This is a genomic window from uncultured Tenacibaculum sp., assembly GCF_947495995.1.
GTDB lineage: Bacteria > Bacteroidota > Bacteroidia > Flavobacteriales > Flavobacteriaceae > Polaribacter.
This window is the reverse complement of sequence record NZ_CANMAX010000008.1, coordinates 115,051-131,378: the sequence shown is the minus strand read 5'-3', so window position 1 is coordinate 131,378 and position 16,328 is coordinate 115,051. Positions and strand designations below refer to the sequence as shown.

At 30.3% G+C, this 16,328-nt stretch carries 19 protein-coding genes; 8 read left to right on the top strand and 11 right to left on the bottom strand.

Annotated features, from left to right (window positions below; all coding sequences use genetic code 11):
• Position 1: 1 nt before the first annotated feature.
• The 11 genes from Q1A15_RS17620 to Q1A15_RS17570 form a co-directional block, all read right to left on the bottom strand.
• Positions 2-472, bottom strand: a complete 471-nt coding sequence (locus Q1A15_RS17620) for an Mpo1-like protein (RefSeq protein ID WP_299627160.1) — start codon at positions 470-472, stop codon at positions 2-4.
• A gap of 77 nt (positions 473-549) precedes the next feature.
• Positions 550-1,635, bottom strand: a complete 1,086-nt coding sequence (locus Q1A15_RS17615; protein ID WP_299627158.1) for an energy transducer TonB — start codon at positions 1,633-1,635, stop codon at positions 550-552.
• A gap of 159 nt (positions 1,636-1,794) precedes the next feature.
• On the bottom strand, positions 1,795-2,454 hold the full coding sequence (locus tag Q1A15_RS17610; RefSeq protein WP_299627156.1) for an energy transducer TonB: 660 nt from the start codon (positions 2,452-2,454) through the stop codon (positions 1,795-1,797).
• 294 nt (positions 2,455-2,748) lie between these two features.
• Positions 2,749-3,678 (bottom strand): peptidylprolyl isomerase, encoded by a 930-nt coding sequence (locus Q1A15_RS17605; RefSeq protein WP_299627154.1) that lies wholly within the window; start codon positions 3,676-3,678, stop codon positions 2,749-2,751.
• A 9-nt stretch (positions 3,679-3,687) separates the two neighbouring features.
• Positions 3,688-5,262 carry a hypothetical protein gene (locus tag Q1A15_RS17600; RefSeq protein WP_299627152.1) on the bottom strand — a complete coding sequence of 525 codons (1,575 nt, stop codon included), beginning with the start codon at positions 5,260-5,262 and terminating at the stop codon, positions 3,688-3,690.
• A 74-nt stretch (positions 5,263-5,336) separates the two neighbouring features.
• Complete coding sequence (locus Q1A15_RS17595) at positions 5,337-6,926, bottom strand: peptide chain release factor 3 (protein WP_299627150.1); 1,590 nt, start codon at positions 6,924-6,926, stop codon at positions 5,337-5,339.
• A gap of 153 nt (positions 6,927-7,079) precedes the next feature.
• The gene (locus Q1A15_RS17590; protein ID WP_299627148.1) at positions 7,080-7,946 is read right to left on the bottom strand and encodes an alpha/beta hydrolase; all 867 of its coding nucleotides are present in this window, start codon (positions 7,944-7,946) and stop codon (positions 7,080-7,082) included.
• A 112-nt stretch (positions 7,947-8,058) separates the two neighbouring features.
• Positions 8,059-8,466, bottom strand: a complete 408-nt coding sequence (locus Q1A15_RS17585; protein ID WP_299627146.1) for a nuclear transport factor 2 family protein — start codon at positions 8,464-8,466, stop codon at positions 8,059-8,061.
• Positions 8,467-8,517: 51 nt separating this feature from the next.
• Positions 8,518-9,081, bottom strand: coding sequence for a TetR/AcrR family transcriptional regulator (locus Q1A15_RS17580; RefSeq protein WP_299627144.1), 564 nt, complete (start codon positions 9,079-9,081; stop codon positions 8,518-8,520).
• Positions 9,082-9,213: 132 nt separating this feature from the next.
• Positions 9,214-10,506, bottom strand: coding sequence for a hypothetical protein (locus Q1A15_RS17575; RefSeq protein WP_299627142.1), 1,293 nt, complete (start codon positions 10,504-10,506; stop codon positions 9,214-9,216).
• 175 nt (positions 10,507-10,681) lie between these two features.
• A complete protein-coding gene (locus Q1A15_RS17570) occupies positions 10,682-11,404 on the bottom strand; it encodes a peptidylprolyl isomerase (RefSeq protein ID WP_299627140.1) in 723 nt (240 codons plus the stop codon).
• A gap of 101 nt (positions 11,405-11,505) precedes the next feature.
• Between Q1A15_RS17570 and idi the strand changes: the two genes are divergently transcribed.
• The 8 genes from idi (at position 11,506) to Q1A15_RS17530 (ending at position 16,312) form a co-directional block, all read left to right on the top strand.
• Positions 11,506-12,033 carry an isopentenyl-diphosphate Delta-isomerase gene (idi, locus tag Q1A15_RS17565; RefSeq protein ID WP_299627138.1) on the top strand — a complete coding sequence of 176 codons (528 nt, stop codon included), beginning with the start codon at positions 11,506-11,508 and terminating at the stop codon, positions 12,031-12,033.
• Positions 12,034-12,035: 2 nt separating this feature from the next.
• Entirely contained in the window at positions 12,036-12,449 is a 414-nt protein-coding gene (locus Q1A15_RS17560; protein WP_299627135.1) for a 6-carboxytetrahydropterin synthase, read from the top strand.
• Positions 12,450-12,461: 12 nt separating this feature from the next.
• A complete protein-coding gene (locus Q1A15_RS17555) occupies positions 12,462-13,436 on the top strand; it encodes a type I phosphomannose isomerase catalytic subunit (RefSeq protein ID WP_299627133.1) in 975 nt (324 codons plus the stop codon).
• A gap of 208 nt (positions 13,437-13,644) precedes the next feature.
• On the top strand, positions 13,645-14,370 hold the full coding sequence (gene kdsB, locus Q1A15_RS17550) for a 3-deoxy-manno-octulosonate cytidylyltransferase (protein WP_299627131.1): 726 nt from the start codon (positions 13,645-13,647) through the stop codon (positions 14,368-14,370).
• Between the two features lie 2 nt (positions 14,371-14,372).
• Complete coding sequence (locus tag Q1A15_RS17545; protein WP_299627129.1) at positions 14,373-15,065, top strand: HAD family hydrolase; 693 nt, start codon at positions 14,373-14,375, stop codon at positions 15,063-15,065.
• Entirely contained in the window at positions 15,065-15,697 is a 633-nt protein-coding gene (locus tag Q1A15_RS17540; RefSeq protein WP_299627127.1) for a CatA-like O-acetyltransferase, read from the top strand. Before Q1A15_RS17545 ends, Q1A15_RS17540 begins: the two co-directional genes overlap by 1 nt.
• Before the next feature lie 20 nt (positions 15,698-15,717).
• Positions 15,718-15,984 (top strand): hypothetical protein, encoded by a 267-nt coding sequence (locus Q1A15_RS17535; protein ID WP_299627125.1) that lies wholly within the window; start codon positions 15,718-15,720, stop codon positions 15,982-15,984.
• Between the two features lie 127 nt (positions 15,985-16,111).
• Positions 16,112-16,312, top strand: a complete 201-nt coding sequence (locus Q1A15_RS17530) for a hypothetical protein (RefSeq protein ID WP_299627123.1) — start codon at positions 16,112-16,114, stop codon at positions 16,310-16,312.
• Positions 16,313-16,328 lie beyond the last annotated feature (16 nt).

Below are 16,328 nucleotides of genomic sequence, written 5' to 3'. Positions count from 1 at the left end.
TTTATTTTTGTTTTGAAGTTAGTTTTTCAATAACCCATAACGGTCCTATTAAAAGAAATTGTAAGTCTTTAATAAATGAAGGTTTTTTACCTTCAACTTTATGACCATAGAATTGACCGATCCAAGCCACAACAAATATTACAATAGAAGTTATTAAAAGGTTGGTGTTATTATTAATCCAGTTGTTAGCTGCAATAGCTAATAGAATTACAACTAGCATTTTTATGAAATACCAAAACCCTAATCTTAAATAGAAAAATAAAGTTAAGAATATCCCAACAACAAAAGCCCAATTTTCAATTAAAGGATTATATAGTTTAAATGTACTTTTTAATAGAGTAGGAGGTATCGACATAAATAAACCTATTACACTAAAAAATATAGCGGGTACACATATATAATGAATTATCTGATTTGTTTCATTTTGATGACTTACTGCATATTCATCAAACCATTGTTTAGCTGTTTTCATAAAGTTAAGATACAAAAAAAGGTCAGAAATTATTCTGACCTTTTTTATTTATGTATTTATTAATCTCTTTTGTAATCTTAGTTTAAAGAAAAGTTGATTGGGAAGTTATATTTAACATTTACTTCTTTTCCTCTCTTTAAAGCTGGCTTTAATTTTGGTAAAGACTGAATTAACTTAGCCGCAGCTTCTTCTAAACTTTTAGCTCCTTGTGGACCTCTAGTTCTAATATTTGCAATGTCACCATTAACATCTACTACGAAGTAAACTGAAATTTTACCTTGAATTTTTGCTTGTAAAGCATCCTCAGGATAAACATAGTTAGCAACAATATGCTTTGAGAATTGCTCATTAAAACATTTTTGAGTCTTGTTACCTTTACATCCATCGAATTGAGGTACTTGATCAACATTTTCGAAAGTGTAAACTTTATCTTTTTTCTCGTCGAACTTTCTTGTTCTTTTAATGTTAGAAGGCTTTCTTCCTTTAATTTTGAAATTAATAGGAATACCATATTTAACTTTTACAGCTCTACCATTGTGCTTACCAGGTATAAATTTAGGAAGCTTAGAAACAATTCTTTTAGCCTCTTTTTCTAATAAATCACCTTTGTATGGAGATCTGAAGTTCATATCTGAAACTGAACCATCTTTATCAATTACAAACTGAACTAATACTCTACCTTGGATACTTTTTTCATATGCTTCTTCAGGATATGAGAAATATCTTTGAATATGCTTACTTACTTGTTCTCTAAAACATCTTTCTTGCTTGAAAATAGCAACACTTTGACATTTTTCAAATAGAGGAATTTCTTCTACTAAATTGAAAGGTATTTTATCAACCACCTCTTCATTACTTAAATCAAGATTTCCTACAATAGAAGCTTTCTTCTTCAATTCTGCTAACTTGTTAGAAGTAGCACTAGAAGAATTAACACCTGTTACAGCGTCTCTCTTACGAATAACTCTTCGTCTTGAAGTAACTTCAACTGAAATTTTCTTTGATTTTGCGTCTTTACTGTTTACAGTACACTTTGTGATACTATTAAGGTCTAATGCTGGGTCACCAGCAGGTGTATCACAGGTTTCATCTTTTTTTGATTGAGAAAATGCTAATTGCTGAGTAATTAAAAGTACAGCAACCGCGAAAACTTTTTTAAACATACTTTCTTAGGGATTAAGAGATTACTTTGGGGCTAAGATATGAATTAATACTGATTAAAAAAAATTAATTGTATTTTTTAAATAATTGTGTATTAAGCTCATATATTTTTTTACCAATTTATCTCAATGGTCCAAAAAGCATGCCAGCTTTAACATATGTTAATTCTCACTAAAGTTGATAGGTAAACTATACTTAACATTCACAGGTAAATTATTATGTTTTCCTGGAATTAATTTAGGTAATTTGTTCACTACTCTTTTAATTTCTTTCTCAAGCAATTCATTCTTATTCCTAGATTTAATAAGAATATTGTTAATCTCTCCTTTTAGTGTAATGGTGAACTGTAAAAAAACTTTCCCATTAACTCCATCATCAGAAGCTCTTTCAGGATCAAAGTTTTTTGCAAAATGTTTCGAGAATTGATTATTGAAACATTCTACAGAGTCACCCTTTTCGTTTTCGCATTTTGGAAATAGAGGAACATCATGTACCACAGAAAATAATATTTCCTGTTTAGTAACGTCTCTGTTTATTATTTTATTGTTGATGACTAAAGTTTCGGTGTTAGAATTTACATCTTTCTTTAAATTCTTAGTATCGTTTAATCCATTTACTTTAGCTCTAGATTGCGGAACTCTTTTTCGTACTACTCTTTTTCTAATGTTGTTTGAAGCTACATTTAAAGTTACTTTTCTGCTATTTCCTTCTTCTTTTTTTATTGTGCATTTTGATATGCTATTTAAATCGTTAATCTGCATATCTTTTGGTGTATCACAAGTTTTTGATGATTGAGCATTAATCGAAATCGATGTAATCAATGAAAATGCAATTAGTTTTAGGGGGGAGAATAATTTCATTTTATTTAAAATATATTGGTTAGACTTATTTAATCGACTTTTACAAATTTCGCCTATATCTAGTTTACATGTGTTAAGGATGCCTTATTGTAAGGTTAAATTGAAAATGAAAAGTTTATAATTCATGTTTTTAATTTTATATATAGTTTATATTCAGTTAATATAAGAATTTATTTTATAGTAACCTATTGATAATCAAATAAAAAAGGCTCGATTTAATAAAATCGAGCCTTTTTTATAATTGTTGTATTCGAACTATTTAACGTTCATTAGTTCTACATCGAAAATTAAAGTTGCATTTGGTGGAATAACTCCTCCAGCTCCATTAGCACCATAAGCTAAGTTAGAAGGAATAACTAAGCGAGCTTTATCTCCAACTTGTAATAATTGGATTCCTTCATCCCATCCTGGAATTACTTGACCAACTCCAATAGCAAAATCAATTGGTTGTTTACGCTTGTATGAAGAATCAAATACAGTTCCGTCTAATAATTGTCCTTTGTAGTGTACAGAAACCATTGCTCCTTTAGTTGCTTTTTTTCCTTCACCTTTTTGAATGATTTTATAACGTAATCCACTTGGAGTTTCATCATAACCAGCAGCAACTTGATCTAAAAGTTCTTTTTGCTTTGCTTTTTCAGCTGCTTCTCTTTTTTCACGTTCTCCTTCAAAAGATCTAAAAGCCTCAACTGCATTCCAAGCTTCAGCAGTTTCACCAACTCTTAAAATTTCAACATTCATATCGTCACCTTGCTCAACAGCATCAACAACATCTTGCCCTTCAATTACACTACCAAAAACAGTATGCTTTCCGTCTAACCATGGAGTAGCAGCATGAGTAATAAAGAATTGAGAACCGTTAGTTCCTGGTCCTGCATTTGCCATAGAAAGTTTTCCAGGAGCATCGTGCTTTAATTCTGGGTGAATTTCATCGTCAAATTTATAACCTGGATTTCCAGTACCTGTTCCTTGTGGACAACCACCTTGAATCATAAAGTCAGCAATAACTCTATGAAACTTTAATCCATTATAATAAGGCTCACCTTGAGGACGAGCAGAGTTTTCTAAATTTCCTTCAGCTAAAGCAACAAAGTTACCAACTGTTCCAGGAGTTTTTTCGTATTCTAAATTCACTAAAATGTCTCCTTTAGGAGTAGTGAACTTTGCGTATATTCCGTTATTCATTATAAATTATTATTTGTCAGTGTTATTTTTAAGTGAGGCAAAGTTATAACTTATACCTATATTAAAGTTGTTTGAATTTACATTTCCGAAAGGAGAATATAATTTGCCGCCAGAAACGTGTAAAGCTATATTGTTAGTTGCGAAATAATTGAATCCGATAGTTGGTCTTGCTACAATTCCTTCATCAGTATCTACACCGGCACCACCAGCAGCACCTCCAACTAAATTTACAAAAGCATTTACTTTATGATTTAAAAATGTGTTTGTTTTTACACCAAAACCAGCCAATCCATGTGCATAGCCACCAGATCTTCCTCCGTAAGCAAAACCAGCTTCACCAATTAAGTATACATTATTAAAGATATCATAAGTAAAGTTTAAAGCTAATAATTGTAAATCGGTTACCAATACATTATTAGGATCATCTGTTTTTTGAACTTTAAAATACGTTTGATTTTGTATAGATGCTGAAATTCCTTGAGTTTTAAAGTTTGTATTCGGTGTTCCGTCTGAAGTTTCTGTTCCACTGCTTAAGTTCATATATTTTAATCCGAAACCTAAAGTGTAAGCTTCAAAATCTCCATCTAAAGCTCGATAATATCCACCATGTCCGCTTAATGCTAGATTGTCGGAAATTTTTAAATCTAACCCAGCAGAAGGATAAACAGTTAATCCGCCTTCAGGAGCAATTCTTCCACCAGCTGCACCAACAGCCAGTTTTCCAAAAACATTGATATACTTTGATTGATACGGATGATAACCAGCACCAACAAATAAATCCATAAAACCAGCTCTTAATCCTTTATATATAGCATCAGTATGTGCAAATAAAAATGTATTCTCGTTTACATATTTCTGATATTCGAAACCTAATACATATAATGTAGTATCTAAAGGATCTCCATTATCTTTTTTAGACTCTCCGAAAGGGAAGAAGAAATCGAAGCGAACTTGCTGTGTGTTTTTAACAACAGGTCTTTTCCAATAAGAATCGCTACCTAAAGTGTTTGTGAATTCTTGATTTGCATTTTCATAATCTGTATACCTGAAAATACTTGGAATTTCAACAAAGAAAGAAACAGAGTTATCTTTTATACTTCCTGTATAAAAGTTTAAATGACTGAATTGTACTCCAAAGCCATAGTTTTTCTTTTTGTATTGTAAACCAATATTTGGGTTGATAAATGCTCCATCATTTACTAAAATTCTGTAACCACCACCGCCACCGAAATGGAAGTTGGCATCAAAGTATAAATTGTCAACGATTTTTTTGTTGATACCTAATTCTGCACCTAAAGTGAACAATCCACCTTGATCTCCAGTTACAGCAAAATGAAATCCAGCTCCACCATATAACCAATCGTTAAAAGGTATTTGATAATGCAATCCGACCAATCCCATAGTAGATTCAGTGAATCTAGCATTGTCTGGCATAGAAACTGGAATAAAATTTAAACGAACTCTGTTGTTTAATTCTTTTCCTTGTAATTCAGAAATATCTTTTTGCGCATCTACTTGTAAATACATAAAAAGCAAAACAAATATAGATAGAACGTCATTACGAGTGTAACGAAGTAATCTCATTTTACTGTGTTTAGATTGCTTCACTTTGTTCGCAATGACAGTATTTTTAACCATGAGCATATAATTTTTCTGAATTAATTGAATTCACTAGTAAAATGTAATTTCACTGTCGGAAATTTACTTTGTGTCATTTGAATAGTAAATGGAGAATCTGCTAAGAAAACTAATTGTCCCTGTTTGTCTTTAGCTAAATAACGTTGTTTTACACGTTTGAATTCTTTGAATTCTTCGTTCTTTTCATCTTCAGGTTCTACCCAACAAGCTTTATGTACAGCAATATTTTCGTATGTACATTTAGCATTATATTCATGCTCTAAACGATATTGAATTACTTCGTACTGAAGTGCACCAACAGTACCAATAATTCTTCGTCCGTTCATATCTAAAGTAAATAACTGTGCAACACCTTCATCCATTAATTGGTCTAAACCTTTATATAATTGTTTCGCTTTTAACGGATCTGCATTGTTTACATAACGGAAATGTTCTGGAGAGAAACTTGGAATTCCTTTGAAGTTTAATTTTTCTCCTTCAGTTAAAGTATCTCCGATTTTGAAGTTACCTGTATCGTGAAGTCCAACAATATCACCAGCAAAAGATTCTTCAACAATTTCTTTCTTTTCAGCAAAGAAAGCATTCGGACTAGAAAACTTTACTTTTTTGTTATTACGAACGTGTAAATATGGAGTATTTCTTTTGAATGTTCCTGAAACGATTTTTACGAAAGCTAAACGATCTCTGTGTTTAGGATCCATATTCGCGTGAATTTTGAAAACAAATCCTGTTAATTTATTTTCTTTAGAATCTACTAAACGAGTATCCGACATTTTAGGTTGTGGATTCGGAGCAATATCAATAAAACAATCTAATAATTCTTTAACTCCAAAATTATTTAAAGCAGAACCAAAGAATACAGGTTGTAATTGTCCATCATCATAAGCCTTTTTATCAAAGTCAGGATATACTTCATAAACCAGTTCTAATTCTTCACGAAGTGTTTCAGCAGCATCTTCTCCAACAAGTTCATCTAACTTAGGATTGTTTATATCATCAAATTCAACACCTTCAGAAATAGTTTGTTTGTTATCACCAGAGAAAATATTGATTTTCTTTTCCCAAATGTTATAGATTCCTTTAAAGTCATAACCCATTCCGATAGGGAAACTTAAAGGTGTAACTCTTAATCCTAATTTTTGTTCAACTTCATCTAAAAGATCAAATGCATCTTTACCTTCACGGTCCAACTTATTGATAAAAACAATCATTGGAATATTACGCATTCTACAAACTTGAACTAGTTTTTCAGTTTGTTCCTCGACACCTTTTGCTACATCAATAACAACAATAACACTATCTACAGCAGTTAACGTCCTGAATGTATCTTCAGCAAAATCCTTGTGACCAGGAGTGTCAAGAATATTAATTTTCTTTTCTTTATAATTGAAAGCAAGAACAGAGGTTGCAACAGAAATACCACGCTGACGTTCAATTTCCATGAAATCGGAAGTAGCACCTTTTTTAACTTTATTACTTTTTACAGCACCAGCTTCTTGAATGGCTCCACCAAAAAGTAATAGTTTTTCTGTTAATGTTGTTTTACCCGCATCAGGGTGAGATATAATTCCGAATGTTCTTCTTTTTTGTATTTCTTCTAAAAAACTCATTAGCTATAATTGAGGGCGTAAAGATATATCTAATTCAAAAAAGAGCCAAGTGTTTAGAGTTTTATCCAATTACTAAAGAAGTGTTTATAAAAAAGAAAAGCGCAAGTACTATGACTCACACTTTTCTACTAATCTAAAATGAAATTTGAAGGCTTATTTTTTCTGAATATTTTTCATGAAAGTTCTAATTTTTTGAATGATTTCTTCGCCATCTTCTTCCAAAGCAAAATGACCAGTATCATATATATTATAGTCTATATTTTTTACATCTTTTTTGAATGCTGTTGCACCACTTTCAGGAAAGAAAGCATCGTTTTTACCCCAAACAATTATAAGAGGAGGTTGATTGTCTCTTAAATATTGTTGCCATTTTGGATATAATTTTACATTGTTTTGATAATCGTAAAATAAATTTAAATGCATTTTATGCGAACCTGGTCGAGATAATCTTAAATAATCTAAGTGCCAAGTATCTGGATTTACATTTTCTTGGGCTCTTGTTCCATGGGTGTATTGCCATTCTAATCCTTCTAGAGAGAAAGCTGGTAACAAGGCTTTTTCAGTTTCTTCATTACGATTAGCCCATAACTCTCTAATTCCTTTCCAAGCATCTCCTAAGCCTTCTTCGTAAGCATTACCGTTTTGATTTATAATTGCTGTAATTCTTTCTGGGTGTGCAGTAGCTAACCTAAAACCAATTGGAGCACCATAATCTTGAATCATTATAGCGTAAGAATCAATTCCTTTTTCTTCTAAGAATGTATTAATCGTATTAGCAATATTATCGAAAGTATATTCATACTGATCAATAGGAGGGAAGTCACTATTACCAAACCCAGGGTAATCTGGAGCAATAAGATGGTATTCATCTGCAAGTTGCGCTAAGACTTTTCTATATTGATGTGATGAGGTTGGAAAACCATGTAATAAAACGATGGTTGGATTTTTGGGATTTCCTGCTTCTCTATAAGCAATTGATACTCCATTAACGGTTTGCTTTTTATATTTAATTTGTGTCATCGTGTTTTGTTTTATTGTTGTTGTTTGTTTTTGTATTTCTTTTTTCTGACAACTAAATGCCAAAATGATAAAAGAAAAGAGTATAGGTTTTAGAAGTTTCATGTTGCTTGTTTTATAATTTTCTATCTGTTTCTTTAATTTTCAAATCGTTGATACTAGCGTATCTCTTTTGCATAAGTCCGTTTTCATCGAATTCCCAGTTTTCATTACCATATGCTCTGAACCATTGTCCTTCTTCATTTTCGTATTCATATTCGAATCTTACTGCAATGCGATTTTCAGAAAAAGCCCACAACTCTTTTTTAAGTTTATAGTTTAGTTCTACATTCCATTTATTTGATAAAAAATCTTGCACTTCTTTTCTACCATTAATAAATTGATCACGATTTCTCCATTCGGTATCTATAGAATATGCTTCTGATACTTTAATAGGATTTTTACTGTTCCAAGCATCTTCTGCCATTTGAACTTTTTGTTTAGCTGTCTCCAATGTAAATGGAGGTAATGGATGTTTTTTCATGTTTTTATTTTTATTACCGAACATTCGGTAAAATTTAAATTCAAAAATTTTTTATTGATCTAAATATTCATTTTCTATTTGTACTAAAGTATTTTCAAAAACAGAAATATCATTAAGTCCTTTAGTAACTATTAAACTACCTTGAACTTTAATTAAAGTTTGATATGCTTTTTCTTTTGCGTCAGTAGGAGAGAAGCCAAAAGCAAGACCTAATGTTTCGAATGTATCGATCCATTTTTTCATTCCTCCACTAATTTGACCTTCAAATAGCTCTAAGCTAGATTGCATAGATAATGCTCTAAAAATACAAGTTTCTTCCCCGCCTTCATATAAAACTCTAACTGCTTCTAAACCTGTTTTCAATCTTTCTTCAGGAGTCTTTTCTGTATTTAATAATTCAAAAAAAACTTTTTCATCAACCCAATTGTCTATGTGATTTAAAACGGCATCAGCCATACCTTTTTTTCCATCAGGAAATCTATGGTACAAACTGGCTTTTTTTAATCCAGTTGCATCAGATAAATCTTTTAAGCTAGCACCTTCATATCCTTTTGAACGGAATACTTTACTTAATCCTGCTAAAATTTCAATATCTAATACTTTTTGTGGTCTCATGGGACAAAGATATAAAATTATTTTAAATTACCGAACGATTGGTAAAAAATATATTTTCATAAAAGAATGAATAAAAAAAGCACTTTTTAATAAAGTGCTTTTAAATATTTAATAGGATTAAAAATGTAAATGTTACCAACCGGCATCATTTCCATTTCCGCCGCCAGTATTGGTTCCGTTCGAAAGATATATTCGTCTTTCTTTAGTTGCCACTTTTACCCCGTTTTTGTAGGCATTAACATAAACAGTAACTACTCCACTAGAAGTCGGGCTTAATAATACAGAACTATATGTGTTGTTATTTACTTGTGATCTTTTTAAAGAGCCATTAGGGTAATCGATACCCCAAATCCAATTATCAATGTTTTGATTACTAGTTACCCAAAATTTATGATACAAATATCCTCCAACGTATACATGATCAATATTTACATCAATACCAGAAAGAGTTGAAGGTTGTGGCACACATTGAATATTTTTATCAACGGTAAACTCATTTGCACCATTTTTACTGCCTCTAAATTTTACATCATCAATTTTATAGATTTCAATTTTATCAGAATTATTAGCTAGATTTAAAAAAGTATTATTATTAATACTATTCGAATAATCTACAGATGTTGATCCTTTCCAGCTATCTGTAAGTCTCCATTTAGTTGTTGATTCATTAACATCTTCCCATCCAATAATTGTATATGCATGATAATTAACACTCTCATTATAAGTTTTAAAAATTGAAACAGTATCATCGTAAACTTTCATCACTACTGGACCATTTTCTATAATACTAGTTTTAAGCTCTTCTATAGATGGGTTATTAAGCTTTTCAACGATACCAATACTTAGATAATCCTTGGTACGAATATCTTCTGAGTCACAATTACCTTTATCTATTCTCCATGTTTGATCTGGCTCAAAAGCAAAGTTTTTAATAATAAAATGTTTATTATTATTTATACAATTTCTTGTATCTTCTGAATAATATCCATTATAGGTACCATCAGGATGATTGTAAGGATTATTTAATCCTACATTAGGTAAAAACTCACTATATCTAAATGAAAATGGATCTTCAGAACTTTTATAAACAGGTAATAATAAACTATGACCTTCTAGAATATTTTTATATTTAATCATTTTATCGTCAAGTTGAGTCATCACATCTAAATAAGCAACTGTTAAATTAACTTTATTGCGATTAGAATTATCAAACTCAATATTATATTGTGTTTCTATAGCATTAATAAAAGCATGAGAAATACATGGGTTTTGAAAGAATTGAGGTTTTACATTAGATACAAAATTTCTACTATCACCATTATTAATTTTTACATTATCCCAAGAGAAACAAGATGGTAAAGCTTGTGAAAAAGTTGTAAAGGAAATAAGGAGACAAAGATTTAAAAAAAGAAGTTGTTTTTTCATAATAATTAATAGATAAGGTTAAAAATAAATTATGAAAATGCAGAAAAAGTTAGGCATAGATACACCAAGGTTATTTTTCAAGCAATTTTCGTAAACAATTTACGAAAAATAATTAAAGGGTAACAATTACAGATTACAGCAAAAGTTTATCTGTACTATCTTATTTTTATTGAAGTTATTTTATAACTTCAACAGTCATAGGAATGTCTACTAAAGGCCAATCGCTACTTCCTACTTTTACTTTAGAAATTTTTTCAATGGTAGAAAAGCCAGAAATTACTTCGCCAAAAACAGTATGTTCATTGTCTAAATGATGAGCACCATTTTTACTTTGAACAATATAAAAGTTAAAAGGACTAGATAATTTCTTTGGGTTGTTTTCTACATCCTTGGCTGCAGCTAAAGCACCATATCTATGTCTTCTTCTTTTTCTTATTTCTGGTTGTAATCTATAATGTTGGTATTTTCTTCTGAATTTTGCTGTAGATTCTAAATCTGAATCACCTCCTTGAACTACAAAATCTCTAGCAACTCTGTAAAAAAATGCAGTATCAAAATATTTAATCTTTGTTAAAAAAATAAAGCTAGCTCTATGTATAGGAGTATCATTATATAATCTTAGTTTGATGTTTCCAAAGCTGGTTTTAATCAATACTTTAGTTTCTTTATTTAATTCACCATATTTCTTGAAAAATGCTTGAGCATTTTTTTTATTCAATGTATCCCAACTAGGTCTAACTTCTTTTTCCTTTTTTTTGATTTTTTCTTCTTTCTTAATTGGTTCAACAACCTTAACCTCTTTTTCTGGTTTTGTTTCTTTAACTTCTTTCTTTGTTTGATTACAATTGAAAAGAATAAAAGAGGTAGATAACAAGAATATAAATCGTAAAAACTTCATTAGAATTAATTTTTCAGTTTGTAAAGATAATCGATGTTTAGATAAGAATGATTTATTCGCAGTTTTTTATGAGACCTAGTAATTCATTACATTTGTAATGTATGACAGAAAATGTAATTTTAGTAGATGAGCTAGATAATGAAGTAGGATTAATGCCGAAGATGGAAGCTCATGAAAAAGCAGTACTTCATCGAGCTTTTTCAGTCTTTGTTTTTAACGATAATAATGAATTAATGCTTCAACAAAGAGCAAAAGACAAATACCATTCTCCTTTATTATGGACTAATACTTGTTGTTCTCACCAAAGAAAAGGTGAAACAAATATTAGTGCTGGTAAAAGACGTTTGCAAGAAGAAATGGGGTTTTCTTGTGAGTTAGAAGAGGTGTTTTCTTTTATTTATAAGGCTCCTTTTGATAACGGTCTTACCGAGCATGAATTAGATCATGTAATGATTGGATATTATAATGGTGAGCCAGAAATAAATCCTGAAGAAGTAGAAAGTTTCAAATGGATGTTATTAGATGATGTAAAGACTGATATTGAGAAAAATCCAGATGATTATACTGCTTGGTTCAAAATTATCTTTGAAAAATCGTACGATAAAATTGCAAACTTTAATAGTAAATAGTAATGCCTAGAGTAACAGTACATAGAAAAGCTCACTTTAATGCAGCTCATCGATTATATAGAAAAGATTGGTCTGATGAGAAAAACTTTGAAGTTTTTAATAAATGTAGTAATACCTATTTTCATGGTCATAATTATGAATTGATTGTTTCACTGACTGGAGAGATTGATCAAGAAACAGGATATGTTTACGATTTAGGAAAATTAAAGGACATTATAAAAGCAGAAGTAGAAGAAGCATTCGATCATAAGAATCTTAATATAGAGGTAGAAGAATTCAAAGATTTGAATCCAACTGCAGAAAATATCTCAGTTGTTATTTATAATAAACTACGACCTCATATTTCTGAAGATCTAGATATGGAAATTACACTATATGAAACTCCTAGAAATTTTGTAACTTACTCTGGAAGTTAATTCTGTGAAAAAATGCTCAATCAATTTATTAAGTTTACCCCAATCCTTAAGGAAAAGATATGGGGCGGAGAAAAATTAAAATCACATTTAAATAAACAATCTAACAGTTCTAATTTAGGAGAAAGTTGGGAGATTTCTGATGTTAAAGGAGATACTTCTGTAGTTTCTAATGGAGATTTAGAAGGAAAAGATTTAAAAGAACTTATCCAAACCTATAAGCATGATTTAGTAGGAGGTAAGGTTTTTGATCATTTCGGAGATAAATTTCCATTATTGATAAAGTTTATTGATGCAAAAACTCCATTAAGTATTCAATTACATCCTAACGACGACTTGGCTAAAGAACGCCACGATTCTTTTGGGAAAACTGAAATGTGGTATGTAATGCAGGCTGATAAAGAAGCAAACTTAATTGTAGGCTTTAAAAAAGATAGTAACAAAGAGGAATATTTAAATCATCTTAATAATAAATCATTATTAGAGATTTTAAATGTAGATGAAGTTCAGAAAGGAGATGTGTATTTTATTCCTACTGGAAGAGTTCATGCTATTGGTGCTGGAGTTTTATTAGCTGAAATTCAACAAACTTCTGATATCACGTATCGTATTTACGATTGGGATCGTCAAGATGCTGAAGGGAACTACAGAGAGTTACATACTGATTTAGCTCTTGATGCGATAGACTTTAAAGCAATTCCGAAATATACTACATCATATACTAAAGAATTAAATACATCTTCAACGATAGTTTCATGTCCGTATTTTACTACTAATGTATTACCTGTAACTGGAGAGTTAGCAATTAATCATTCAGATAAAGATAGTTTCGTTATTTATATGTGTGTGTCTGGTGAGGTAACATTTGAGTTAGGAGAAAATGAAGAATCTTTAATTGCAGGAGAAACATTATTAGTACCAGCAAAACTTAAAGAATTTAGTATAAAATCAACTTCAGAATCAGAGTTACTTGAGGTGTATATAAAATAAAAAGCCCAAAATCTACGTCTTGAGCTTTTTAAACAAACAAACCAAATTAACTTACAAAAGAATTTACTCAAACATAGTCAGATTACTATCAGTGGCAAAACCGACTCCATAGTTTAAATGTTAAAGTTTTGTTTTTTTAACATTTTTAAAGTGCTATTTTCAGAATATGTAAATATGTATCTTTGCCCTGTTCTAATGACTATTTTTTATGAAGATTATTGCAATGATTCCTGCTCGATTTAATGCAAGTCGATTCCCTGGAAAGCTTATGAAAGATTTAGCTGGAAAGCCAGTTATTTTACGTACTTATGAAAGTGCTTTGCAAACAAAACTTTTTGATGAGGTATATGTTGTTACTGATTCTGACGTTATATACGACTTGATTGTAGATGCTGGAGGTAAAGCAATAAAAAGTTTAAAAGAACATGATTGTGGGTCTGATAGAATTGCAGAAGCTGTAGAAAACTTAGATGTAGATGTGGTTGTTAATGTTCAAGGTGACGAACCTTTTATAGATGCAGTTTCATTAGAAAAATTAATAACTGTTTTTCATGAGGATGCAGCACAGCAAATTGACTTGGCTTCTTTAAAAGTAAAAATGGAAGCTGCTGAGGATATTGAAAATCCGAATAATGTTAAAGTAATTACCGATCAGAATAACTTTGCTATTTACTTCTCAAGATCTGTAATACCTTATCACAGAGATCAAACATTAAAAGTTACTTATTTTAAACACAAAGGTGTATATGCTTTCAGAAAGAATGCATTGATGGATTTTTATAATACTCCGATGACACCATTAGAAGCTGCAGAAAAAATAGAAGCAATTAGATATTTAGAAGTAGGAAAAAAAATAAAAATGATAGAAACTTCGGTAGAATCTATAGGAATAGATACTCCAGAAGATTTAGAAAAAGCTAAAAAACTATTTTAGTAATGTATAAAAATGTAAAAGTTATTGCCTTTGATGCTGATGATACATTATGGGCAAATGAAACATATTTTAGAGACGCAGAAAACGAATTTGCTTCTTTATTAAATGATTATGAAACAGAGAATAAAATTCATCAAGAGTTATTTAAAAAAGAAATAGATAATTTAGAACTCTATGGTTACGGAGTTAAAGGCTTTATGTTATCGATGATCGAAAGTGCTTTAGAATTATCTAATTATCAATTACCACAAAAAGTATTAGGACAAATACTAGATATAGGTAAAGAGATGTTAGAAAAACCTATTGAGTTATTAGATGGAGTAGAAGAGGTGTTGAAAGAATTACATGGTAAGTATAAATTAATCGTAGCTACTAAAGGAGATTTATTAGATCAACAACGTAAACTTGAAAAATCTGGTATTTTAAATTATTTCCATCATGTTGAAGTAATGAGTGAAAAAAAAGCAATTGATTATACTAAAATGCTAAAACGTTTAGATATCAATCCTTCTGAATTATTAATGATAGGTAATTCATTAAAATCTGATGTGCTACCATTAATAGAAATAGGAGCTTCAGCAATTCATATTCCTTTTCACACTACTTGGGCGCATGAGACAGTAAGTGCAACTCAGAAATCATCTTCAGACTATAAAACACTATCAACTATAAAAGAAGTACCAACTATTTTATAATGGAGAAAACATATTTAGATATTGATAACTGGAATAGAAGAGAAATTTTTACACATTTTAGAAGTCTAGCAGACCCTACTTTTGCAACTGTTGTGAATATAGATGTTACCAATGTGCATAGTATTTGTAAGATTAAACAACAGTCTTTTTTTACTACATATTTACATGAATGTACTAAAGCTTTAAATTCAGTAGAAAACTTTAGATACAGGATAGAAGAAGACAAAGTTACAGTTTATGAAAAGTTAGATGCTTCGGCTACAATTTTAAGAGAAGATAAAACTTTCGGATTTTCATTTATTCAGTTTGACGAAGACTACGAGGTTTTTAATGCTAATTTCATAAAAGAGAAAGAGCGTATTTTAAATTCTACAAATTTATTTCCTCCTAAATATTCTTTAGGATGTTATCATTGTTCAGCAATTCCATGGTTTACGTTTACAAGCCATAAAGAGCCTGTTTCTGGAGATAAAAACAGTAGTGTTCCTCAATTATCTTTCGGTAAGGTTTTTAAAGCGAATAGTAAATTATTAATGCCAGTAGCAGTGAATGTGAATCATGCTTTAGTAGATGGATATCATGTTGGTAAGTTTTTTGAAAATTTTCAGAATGGTTTAGATAAAATCGACTAATTTTGTCAAAAATTTTAATTATGGCAAGCGTTAAGAATTTAAAGAAAGATATCAATTATACATTAGGAGATATTATTGAAGAGTGCTACATGTGGGAATTAGAAAATCCAGGAGTTGATACAGTTGCATCTCAAGGAATAATTGATGAAGCAATTGCTGCTTTTGATGGATTATTAGACAAAGTAAATGCTAAAGATGTAGAAAGTAAAAAAGCACATTTTAAAGGTATTAGTACTGAGTTAGAAGAGAAAGCAAAAGCTTTAATAGCTAAAGTGAATGCTTTATAAAAGAAAGAACTTTAATAAGTTAAGCTCTATTTCATTAAGAAATAGAGCTTTTTTTTGGTAGTATTTTAACAGAATGGTGTTGTTTTTTTTGTATATTTAAAATGTAATAATCCAAATTCCCTTACTTATGCCAAGAGCAATGTTTGAATACACTAAAGTTGTGTTACAAAAAGTAAGCTTCAATACAGAACTTTTTTGTAAAGAATTAGAAAAAGCAATGAAAAGATTACTACCATACGAAGTCGATGAATTAGTTATTTGGTTAAGGCAGTATACTGCTAGCAGACCAGAACTTTATGTATGTATGGAAGTTATAGATAACAAATAAAAAAAAGAAGCTTTTA